Here is an 11,181-nt window from a genome sequence, read left to right on the forward strand (position 1 = left end):
TAGGAGCGGCGCCGCGCACGGGTCAACGTTTTACTGCTCGTCCTTTCGGCCAGAATCCCGGCCGTACCGAAGTACAGGTCAGGTCCCGACCTGCGGGCGGCGACGCACGGGGCTTTCCCGGCCTAGCGTGAGAGCCGAACAATTTCGCGTGGCATCGACGGTGAGGTTGGGAACTATGCGCGTCCTCGGCTACAGCGGGCTGAACGGCGGCCTGGAATTCAAGCGGGAGGCTTTCCCCGGGCTCGATACCCGGCTGCACAGGTTCGCCCAGGGCTACGACTCGGCGGCGGCCCTGGTGATCGACGGCGAGGTGGTGGCCGCCGCCGCGGAGGAGCGGTTCACGGGGGAGAAGACCACCGGGTCGTTCCCCGTCAACGCGATCGAGTTCTGCCTGGCGCAGGCCGGTCTGGGGCCCGATGACATCGACGTCCTGGCGCACGGCTTCGCCTACGGGGAGCCGGCCGGCAGCTTCGAGAGCCCCTACTCCTCGGCCAGGTTCCGCGAGGTGTACTCGACGGAGTCGCAGCTCGCGCTGGCCGAGAAGTTCCTGCCCGGCCGGCCCTGGGGCGACCGCTTCCGGCCCGTCCCGCACCACCTGGCCCACGCCGCCAGCACCTTCTACCCCAGCGGGTTCGAGGAGTCGCTGATCGTGGTGAGCGACGGGATGGGCGAGTCGGAGAGCCTCACCGTCGCGGTCGGCAGGGGCGCGGACATCGAGGTGCTCCAGACCATCCCGGCGATGCACTCGGTCGGGATTCTCTACAGCCTGGTCACCCACCACCTCGGCTTCGTCCCCTTCATGGACGAGTACAAGGTGATGGGCCTCGCGCCGTACGGCGACCCGCAGCGCTACTACGACCGCTTCGCCGCCATGGTGCGGCTGCGGGAGGACGGCACGTACACCGTCCCCGTGCTGGCCCGGGACCGCACGGCCTTCGAGCACGAGACCCACGAGGGCGTCCTGCGCGAGCTGGCGGCCGTGCTCGGCCCCGCCCGGCTCCCGGGGCAGCCCTCGACCCAGGACCACGCCGACATCGCCGCGGGCCTGCAGGCGATCACCGAGCAGGCGATGCTGCACGTCCTGCGCGCGGCCCGGGAGCGCACCGGGTTGAGCCGGCTCTGCCTGGCCGGCGGTGTCGCGCTGAACTGCACGCTCAACGGCCTCGTGTCGCGCAGCCGTCTGTTCGACGACATCTTCGTCCAGCCGGCCTCCAGCGACGACGGCACCGCGATCGGCGCGGCGCTCGCGACAGACGCCGCCGCGTCCTCCCGGGCCGGCCGGATGTCCATGCCGTACTGGGGGCCCGGCTTCTCGGACGAGGAGCTGGCGGCGGCGGTCGGCGAGCCGGAGGGCTGCACCGTCGAGGAGTTCGCCACCGACGCCGACCTCGTCGAGCGCGTCTCGGAGCTCCTGGCCGACGGCTGCATCACCGCGTGGGTCCAGGGCCGGATGGAGTTCGGCCCCCGCGCGCTCGGCAACCGCAGCATCATCGCCGACCCCCGGACCGAGGCCATGCGCGACCGCCTGAACGAGGTGGTCAAGGAGCGCGAGAGCTTCCGGCCGTTCGCGCCGGTGGTCCGCGTCCAGGACGCCACCGAGTACTTCGAGATCGCCCCCGGCACCGAAAGCCGGTACGCCCACATGCTGTTCGTGACGCAGACCCGCGCCGAGCACCGCGAGAACCTCGGCGCGGTGACCCACGTCGACGGCAGCGCCCGCGTCCAGGTGCTCCACCCCGAGAGCAACCCGCGGTTCTTCGAGCTGATCGGCGCCTTCGGCCGCCGCACCGGCACCCCGGTGGTGCTGAACACCTCCTTCAACCTGCGCGGCCAGCCGGTCATCGCGACCCCGCAGGAGGCCCTGCGCACCTTCCTGCGCTCGAAGCTGGACGCCCTCGTCCTCGGCCGCACCCTCATCGTCAAGGACGCCAAGGAGTCGATCGCCGATGTCGGCTAGCCTCATCCAGCCCCGGCAGCCGGCCGCCCACGCGACCCTGCCGCCCGACCGGCCGCGGCCGCCGGTGCCGCAGTTCCGGCGCGCGTCGGTGAGCGTCGACGGCGCCGCCTTCGCCGAGTGCCTCGCGGAGGTCTCGGCCCGGTACGGGGTCGAGGCGCAGACGGTAGCGGTCGCCGCAGTCGCCGCCGCCCTGGCCGCCCGCCACCACCGCGGCCGCACCGCGCTCGCGGTCGGCACGCTCCTGGGGCCGGCCCGACTCCTCGACGTCGAGGTCGACCTGGGCGGCCGGGCCGCCGCGACGGTGACCCTCGGCCGGCTGGACGCCGAGCTCGAAACCGGACTCGAACCCGAAGCCGGGCAGGAGTCCGCCGGGCGCTCAGGCGTCGCGGTGCTGTTCGGGCGCCCGGCCGAGGAGTGGCGGGGCATCGAATCCCAGCTCGCCGACCGGGACCTGGTGCTCAGCCTCGACCCGGACCGCAAGGAGGCCGGCTGCGAGTTCGACCGCGACCTCTATGACCCCGCCGGTGTGACGGCCTTCTGCGAGGACGTCCGGCAGGTGCTGGCCGTGCTCCGGGACTCGCCGGACCTGCCCCTGCTCGACGTCGAGGAGAGCGCGGGCCCGGACGCGGCGGAGGCCGCCCCGGCGACGCCCGGCCTCCCCGAACTGACCGCCACCGAGGACCTCCTGGCGGGCGTCTGGGCCGAGGTGCTGGACGTCTCCCCCGCCGAGATCGACGCCGGCTCCGACTTCTTCGCCCTGGGCGGGCACTCTCTGCTGGCCGCTCGGGTCGCCATGCGGGTGGGCACCGTCTTCAGCGTCGAGCTCACCGTGGAGGACCTCTTCCACCACCCTGTGCTGTCCGCGCTCGCCGACTGGATCGACCGGGCCTCGCCCGCGACGGTACGGCCGATCCCCACGGCACCGACCGGCGGCGCCCACCCTCTCAGCTCCGCGCAGACCGGGATCTGGCTCGCCGAACAGCTCAACCCGGGCGCGGCGCAGTACAACTTCCCGCTGTACTGGCGGCTGCGCGGCACGGTGGACCCGGAGGCGCTGCGGCGGGCCCTGGACGAGCTGGTGCGGCGTCACGAGGCGCTGCGGCTGCGGATCACGGAGTCGGACGGCGGCCCCGTCCAGACCGTCGCCCCGGTCTCGGCGGCCCCCTTCGAGACCGTCGAGCTGCCCGGACCCGACGAGGAGGCCCTCGCCGCGCTGGTCGAGCACACCGTCAACGCGCCCTTCGACCTGGCCGGGAACGCGCTGCGCGCGGTGCTCGTGCGCCTCGCCGACGACGACTGGGCCTTCCTCCTCGTCGTCCACCACATCGTCTGCGACCAGTGGTCGCTGGCCCATCTCGTCGACGAGCTCGGCACGCTGTACGCAGGCCGGGCGACCGCGCCGGACGACGGGCCGCGCACCGGCTACCTGGACTACGCGGCCTGGCACCGGGACGTGCTGGCCGAGCGGCTGCCCGCGCTGCAGGACCACTGGCGGGAGAGCGTCGTCGGCGCCCCCGAGGTGGACCTGACGGCACTGCACCTCTCCGACGCCGGCCCCGGCCTGCGCAGCGGCTGCCACCGCTTCGAGATACCCGCCGGGCTGCTCGGCGAGGTCGAGGCCCTCGGCCGGCGCAGCGGCACGACCCCGTTCATGGTGCTCTACGCCGGGTTCCTCGGGCTGCTCCACCGCTACTCGGGCCAGCACGACCTCACCGTCGGCACCTCCGTGGCCGGCCGCAGCCACCCGCAACTCGAAGCGCTGGTCGGCTCGTTCGTCAACCTCGTGCAGCTGCGCACCGGGCTGGCCGACGGACTCCCGTTCCGTGAGCTCCTGGACCGCGCCCGGACCACCGTCATCGACGCCTACGTGCACCAGGACTACCCGCTGGAGACCGCCCTGCGGGAGCGGCGGGTCCACGGCGCCCAGGGCTCGCCGCTGACCTCGGTCATCTTCGAGCTGCTGAACGTCGACCCGGTGCGGCTCACGCTCCCGGGCGCCGCGGCCGAGGAGGTGCCCGTCCGGGTCCGCTCGGCGAAGTTCGGGCTGATGGTGACGCTGGAGTCCACCACGTCGGGGACCATCGGCAACGTCGAGTACCGGGCCGACCGCTACGACGCCGCGCGCATCGCCCGGTTCGTCGAGCACTACCTGTCGCTCCTCGCGGCCGTGGTGCGGGATCCGGAGCTGCGGGCCGACCAGTGGCTGCCCGCCGGGGAGCCGGTCGCGCCGGACCGGACCGCCGCGGACCCCGGGGCCGTTCCCCAGCAGGAGCAGGCGGCCGCCGAACCGGCCCCGGCCTCCAGCCGGCGCGCCGCCCTCGAAACCGTCCTGGCCGACATCTGGGCCGACGAGCTCGGCGTGGACGCCGTCGGCGCCGACCAGGACTTCTTCGCGCTCGGCGGCTACTCGCTGACCGCGACGCGGATCGTGGCGCGGGTGCGGCGCGAGCTGTCCGTCACGGTGCCGCTGCGCGTCCTGCTCGTCGACGGGACGGTCGCCGCGCTGGCGGCGTACATCGAAGCGCACGAGCCCGATCTCCCGGGCCTGCACAGGACCGTCAGGGTCATCCGGCTGGCGCGGGCGGACGTGCACCGGCAGCGGCAGCGGCAGACCGCCGATCAGGAAAGTTGAGCGTCATGACCCACTCGCTACCCGTCTCGCCGACGCAGCGGAGCATCTGGCTGGCCGAGCAGGTCAACCCGGGGCAGCCGGTCTACAACGTGCCGGTCGCGCTCCACCTGCGGGGCGAGCTGTCCCCGAACGGGCTGCGGGACGCCGTCGAGGCGCTCGTCCGCCGCCACCCCGCGCTGCGGACGAGGTTCGCCTCCGTCGCCGGCCTCCCCCGCCGGACCGTCCTCGACCACACCGACATCCCCGTCCGCGAACTCCGGCTTCCGGACGAGGCGGCGGCCCGGCAAGCGATGGCCGAGGAGATCGCGCGTCCCTTCGCCGTCGCCACCGACGCCCTCCTGCGGGTGTCCGTCATCCGGTACGCCGAGGACGAGTACTTCCTGCTGCTGGTGTCCCACCACCTCGTGAGCGACGGCTGGTCGGTGAACGTCCTGCTGGAGGAGCTCGCCGCCCACTACCGGGCCGGTGCGGACCCCGCGCCCGTGCCCGACGAGGTGCCGCCGGCGCCCGGGCTCCCGCCGGTGGACGCCGCCACGGCCGAGGAGAACCTCGCCTTCTGGGAGCGGACGCTGCGCGACGCCCCCGCGGCGACGGAGCTGCTCGGCTCCGGACGCCGGGCAACGGCCCGCACCAACCGGGGCACGACATCCCGGTTCACCCTGCCGGACTCCCTCTCCGCCGCGGTCCGCACGTTCAGCCGGACCCACCGGGTGAGCCCCGCCATGACGCTCCTCGCCGGGTTCGCCGCGCTGCTCACCCGCTACTCCGGGCAGCAGGACCTCGTCATCGGGACGTCGCTGGCAGGCCGGGACGATCCGCGGACGGACCGGCTGGTGGACTGCCTGGTCAAGGTGGTCCCGCTGCGGATCACCGCCGGCCCGGACACCGACTTCGCCGGGCTGCTCGGCACCGCCCGGGACGCGTTCATCGACGCCCTGGAGCACCAGGACGTCGCCCTGGAGGACCTCGCCCGGCGGCTCGGCACCGACCGGGACGGCTCGCCGCTGTTCCGGATCCTGTTCGGCTACGCCCACGGGCACGCGGCGCCGCGGATGCCGGGACTGGAGACCGCCCACGTCCCGGTGAACACCGAGTCCGCCAAGTTCGACCTCACCTGGAACGTCAACGACGACGGCGAGCGGATCGAGATCGAGGCCGAGCACCGGACCGAGCTGATCGACGCGGAGCTGGTCGGGCGCCTGGCGGGGCACTGGTGCCGGCTGCTCGGGACTCTCCTGGCCGAGCCGGACGCACGCGTGGCGCGGGCCGGACTGCTGTCGGCCGAGGAGCGGGCGGAGCTCGTCGGGGCGGCACCGGCACCGCGGGTGCGGTCGTCCGCGATGGAGCGGTTCGCCGCGCAGGTGGCGGCGGCCGGTGACCGCGTCGCGGTCACCGACGGCACCGGTGCGCAGCTGACCTACCGCGGGCTCGACGAGCGCGCGGCCCAGCTCGCCGCGCTGCTCGCCGGGGCCGGAGTGGGCCGCGGCGACCGCATCGGGCTGTGCCTCGGCCGCACCGCCGACATGGCCGCCGCCGTCCTCGCCGCCTGGCGGCTCGGCGCCGCCTACGTCCCCGTCGACCCCGACAACCCCACGGACCGGATCGCGTACGTCCTCGGCGACGCCCGGGTCCCGCTCGTCCTGGCCGACCCCGACACCGCCGGGAGCGTCCCGGCCGGCCCCTGGCGCACGCTCGTCACCTCCCAGGCGACGGACGCCGTCCACACCGGATCCGTCGGCCCGGAGGCCGGCGAACCCGCCTACGTCATCTACACCTCGGGCTCCACCGGCAGGCCGAAGGGCGTCGAGGTCACCCACGGCAACCTCGCCGCGCTGCTGGACGCCGGCGAGCAGACCGTCGGCCTCCGTGACACCGACGTCTGGTCGCTGTTCCACTCCTTCGCCTTCGACTTCTCGGTGTGGGAGATCTGGGGCGCCCTCGCCCACGGCGGGCGCGTGGTGGTCGTCCCGCGCGACGTGACGCGCGACCCCGCGGCCTTCCTCGACCTGCTGGTCCGCGAGCGCGTCACCGTCCTGAACCAGACGCCCTCCGCGTTCCGCCAGCTCGTGGCCGAGGAGGAACGCCGGCCGCGGGACGAACTGGCCCTGCGCCTGGTCGTGTTCGGCGGCGAGGCGCTCGACCTGGCCTCCGTCCGCACCTGGTGGCGCCGGCACACGCCCGACAGCCCCGTCCTCGTCAACATGTACGGCATCACCGAGACCACCGTCCACGTCACCTGGCAGGTCCTGGACGAGAAGCGGACCGGCGCCAGCAGCAGCCCGATCGGCCGGGCCCTCCCGGGCTACCGGGCGCTCGTCCTGGACGGCCACGGCGAGCCGGTGCCGGTCGGCGTGCAGGGCGAACTGTACGTCGGCGGCGATGCCGTGGCCCGGGGCTACCTCGGACGCCCCGGCCTCACCGCCCAGCGCTTCGTCCCCGACCCGTTCACCGACGTGCCCGGCGCCCGCCTGTACCGCAGCGGCGACCTCGCCCGCTGGACCGCCACCGGCGAACTCGAGTACCTCGGCCGCAACGACGACCAGGTGAAGATCCGCGGCTTCCGGATCGAACTCGGCGAGGTGGCGGCCGCGATCGGCCGGCACCCGTCCGTCCGGGGCGTCACCGTGGTCGTCCGCGAGGACACCCCCGGCGACCGCCGGCTCGTCGCCTACGCGGCCTGCCCCGACGGGGCGGACTCCCGCGAGCTGCGCGACTTCGCCGCCGTCCACCTGCCCGCCTACATGGTCCCCGCCGCGATCGTGGCCCTGGACGCGCTGCCGCTGACCCGGAACGGGAAGACCGACCACGCCGCCCTGCCCGCGCCGGAGTTCTCCGGCGACGCCACCGCATACGTGGCGCCGCGCACCCCGGCCGAGGAGATCCTCTCCGGGATCTGGGCCGAGATCCTCCAGGTCGAGAAGGTCGGAACGAACGACGGCTTCTTCGACCTCGGCGGCGACTCCATCCGCGCCGTGCAGGTGGCCGCGGTCGCCCGCGGGCGCGGGCTCGGCATCGCCGTCGCCCAGATCTACGAGCACCGCACCCTCGCCGACCTCGCCGCCGCCGCCGACACGGCCGGCGACCGCGCGCGCACCGAGCCGTTCCAGCTCCTCTCCGCCGCCGACCGGGCCCGGATCGGCGACGGCCCCGAGTCCGAGCTCGAGGACGCCTACCCCATGACGGCGCTGCAGGTCGGGATGATCTACCACATGGCGTCCGACCTCCAGGTCCTCCCCTACGTCAACGCCGCGAGCTACCGACTGCCGTACCGGTTCGACGAGGAGGCTTTCCGCCGCTCCGTCCGGGCCGTGGTCGCCCGGCACCCCGTGCTGCGGACCGGATTCGACCTGACGAGCTACGGCGAACCGCTGCAACTCGTCCACCGCCAGGCCGACCCACCGATCCTCGTCGAGGACCTGCGGGCGCTGGCGCCGGCGGAGCAGGACCGGGCCGTCGACGAGCTGATGGAGCGGGAGCGCCGCCCGTTCGACCTGGAACGGCCGCCGCTGCTGCGCTTCGCCGTCCAGGTGCTCACCGACGACAGCTTCCAGTGGACGCTGGTCGAGCACCACTCCATCCTCGACGGCTGGAGCCTGTGGTCGACGATCACCGAGATCCTCCTGCACTACACCCGGCTCCTGGACGGCGAGGGCCTGGCGCAGCTCCCGCCCCCGGCCTCGGCCTACCGCGACTTCGTCGCCCTGGAGCAGCAGGCCTCGGCCTCGCCCGAGGCCCGGCGGTTCTGGTCCGAGACGCTCGCCGGGCACACCCTTCCGGAGCTCCCGGCGCTCGCCGGGCCGGCGCCCCGGCCCGCCGGCCGGGAACTGCGCGGCGACGGCGCCAGCGGCGTGGTCGGCGGGTACGGCTGGCGCGACGCGCACCTCCCGGCCGGCCTGGGCCCGCGGGTCGGGGCGCTCGCCAAGCGCCTCGGCGTGCCGGAGAAGACCGTCCTGCTCGCGGCGCATCTCCAGGTGATCGCGGCGCAGACCGGCCTCGACGACGTCTGCTGCGGGGTCACGCTCAACGGCCGGCTGGAGGAGACCGGCGGGACGGAGGCCCGCGGGCTGTTCCTCAACACCGTGCCGTTCCGGCTCGCGGTGGGCGGCGGGCGCCGCTCCGACCTGGTCCGCCGGGTCTTCGAGGCGGAGGCCCGGATCCTGCCCCACCGCCGGATGCCGCTGGCCCGGATCCGGCAGCTCGCCGGCGGGCGCGACCTGTTCACGACGAACTTCACGTTCAACAACTTCCACGTCATGCGCGACACCATGGGCGACGGCGCACACGCGGACCTGCTCGGCGGCCTGGGCGAACTGACCGCCAGCCGCCGGGTGGAGCCGGCCGACGTCCCGCTCACCGTCACGTTCTTCCGCAACCCGCTGACGGACGGCCTGCAGCTGTGCATCGACTACGACGCCGGCCTGCTGAGCCCGGCCCAGGTCGACGAGATCGCCGAACAGCACGTCCGGGCCGTCGAGTCGCTGGTCACCGACCCGGAGGGCGAGCTCGGCGAGCTGACCGGCGATCTCACCGACCGGGCGGGCGAGCTGACCGGACCGGTCGCGGCGCCGGCCGGGCCGCGCACCGGGGCCGTCGCGCCGCAGGGCGTCCTGGAGCGGTTCGCGGCGCAGGTGGCCGCGAACGGTGACGGCCTCGCCGTCGCCGACGCGGCGGGCGGCCGGCTGACCTACCGCGGACTCGACGAACGCGCGGCCCAACTCGCCGCCCTGCTCGCCGGAGCCGGAGTGGGACGCGGCGACCGCGCCGGGCTCTGCCTCGGCCGCACCGTCGACATGGTCGCCGCCGTCCTCGCCGTGTGGCGGCTCGGCGCCGCCTACGTCCCGCTCGACCCCGACTACCCCGCGGGGCGGATCGAGTTCGTCCTCAAGGACGCGGACGTCCCGCTCGTCCTCACCGACCCCGACTCCGCCAGCCGCATCCCGGACGGCCCCTGGCGCACCGTCGAGACCACCCGGGCGACGGACGCAGCCCACACCGGGCCCGTCCGCCCGGAGGCCGCCGAACCCGCCTACGTCATCTACACCTCGGGCTCCACCGGCACGCCCAAGGGGGTCGAGGTCGAGTGGCGGTCGCTGGACAACCTGGTGGCCGTCACGGACGAGGTCATGGCCCTGCGGCCCGACGACCGGCTCCTCCAGTTCGCGTCGCTGAGCTTCGACGTGTCCGTCGCGGACCTCGTGTCCGCCCTCACCACCGGCGCCACCTTCGTCGTCTCCCCCGGCGGGGCCGACCGCGTCGGCGAGGGGCTGGTCGCGGCGATCCGCGCGCACCGGCCGACCGTCATCTCGATGCCGCCGAGCGTCCTGGCCGGCCTGGAGCCCGGCGACCTGCCCGCGCTGCGCCGGGTCGTCGTCGCCGGCGAGGCGCTGCCGGCGCCACTGGCCGCGCGCTGGGCCGCGGTGGCCGAGCTGGTCAACGCCTACGGCCCGACCGAGGCCACCGTCTACGCGACCGCCCACCAATGCGCCGCGGACGGCGACGTCCTGATCGGCCGGGCCGTCCCCGGCGCCGTCGCCCACGTCCTGGACGGGACCGGACGGCCGGTGCCGCCCGGGGCCCGCGGGGAGCTCTGCGTCGGCGGCGCCGGCGTGGCCCGCGGGTACCTGGGACGGCCGGGCCTGACCGCCGAGCGCTTCGTCCCCGACCCGTTCGGCGAGGTGCCCGGGGCACGCCTCTACCGGACCGGCGACGTCGCCCGCCGGACGGCGGCCGGCGCACTCGAGTACCTGGGGCGCACCGACGACCAGGTGAAGATCCGCGGCCTGCGGATCGAGCTCGGCGAGGTCGAGTCGCACCTGCGGGCGCACCCCGGGGTCGCCGCCGGCGCCGCCACGGCGCTCGGCGAGGGCGCGGAGCGCCGGCTGGTGGGGTACGTCGTCCCGGCCGCCTCCACCCCGGTCTCGGCCGACGAGGTGCGCGCCTGGCTGGGCCGCCGGCTGCCGGCGTACATGGTGCCCTCGGCGGTGGTGGTGCTGGACGCGCTGCCGCTGTCGCCGAGCGGCAAGGTGGACCGCGCCGCGTTGCCGGCGCCCGTCCGCTCCGCTGCCGACCCGGCCGGGCACGTGGCGCCGCGGACCCCGCTGGAGGAGGCCCTGGCCCGGGTGTGGGCGGAGATCCTCCAGGTGGAGCGCGTCGGCGCGGAGGACGACTTCTTCGACCTCGGCGGCGACTCCATCCGGGCCGTGCAGATCGCCTTCCGGATCAAGCGCGAACTCGGCCTCCCGCTCAAGCCGGTCGACGTCCAGCTCCACCCCACGGTCGCGGAACTCGCGCACCGCCTCTCCGCCTGACGCTTCATCAAGATCCTTGCAAGAAACACCACTTGTCATCCCAACCCATTGCGCCGTGGAGGTTGCCATGTCCAACGACGAACTCGACCTGGACTACAAGGTCGTGGTGAACGACGAGGAGCAGTACTCGATCTGGCCCGAGGACCGGGAGAACCCGGCCGGCTGGCTGGACGCCGGTGCCCGGGGCAAGAAGCCGGACTGCCTGGAGTGGATCGAGCGGAACTGGACCGACATGCGGCCCAAGAGCCTGCGCAGCGCCTGATCACGGTCGTTCGGGACGGAGT

Annotated in this window: 4 protein-coding genes; all 4 read left to right on the forward strand. The window is 74.5% G+C overall.

The features are described from left to right. Nucleotides 1–175 precede the first annotated feature (175 nt). Nucleotides 176–1,957: a carbamoyltransferase family protein gene (locus ACZ5WK_RS32510; RefSeq protein WP_465552849.1), complete on the forward strand. Its 1,782-nt coding sequence runs from the start codon at nucleotides 176–178 to the stop codon at nucleotides 1,955–1,957. After that, the gene (locus ACZ5WK_RS32515) at nucleotides 1,947–4,589 is read left to right on the forward strand and encodes a condensation domain-containing protein (protein ID WP_465552851.1); all 2,643 of its coding nucleotides are present in this window, start codon (nucleotides 1,947–1,949) and stop codon (nucleotides 4,587–4,589) included. The genes ACZ5WK_RS32510 and ACZ5WK_RS32515 overlap by 11 nt, the downstream gene beginning before the upstream one ends. A gap of 5 nt (nucleotides 4,590–4,594) precedes the next feature. Further along, entirely contained in the window at nucleotides 4,595–10,897 is a 6,303-nt protein-coding gene (locus ACZ5WK_RS32520; protein ID WP_465552853.1) for an amino acid adenylation domain-containing protein, read from the forward strand. 67 nt (nucleotides 10,898–10,964) lie between these two features. After that, complete coding sequence (locus ACZ5WK_RS32525; RefSeq protein ID WP_465552855.1) at nucleotides 10,965–11,159, forward strand: MbtH family protein; 195 nt, start codon at nucleotides 10,965–10,967, stop codon at nucleotides 11,157–11,159. Nucleotides 11,160–11,181: the final 22 nt, after the last annotated feature.

This window comes from Kitasatospora sp. NPDC032757 (genome assembly GCF_055579305.1).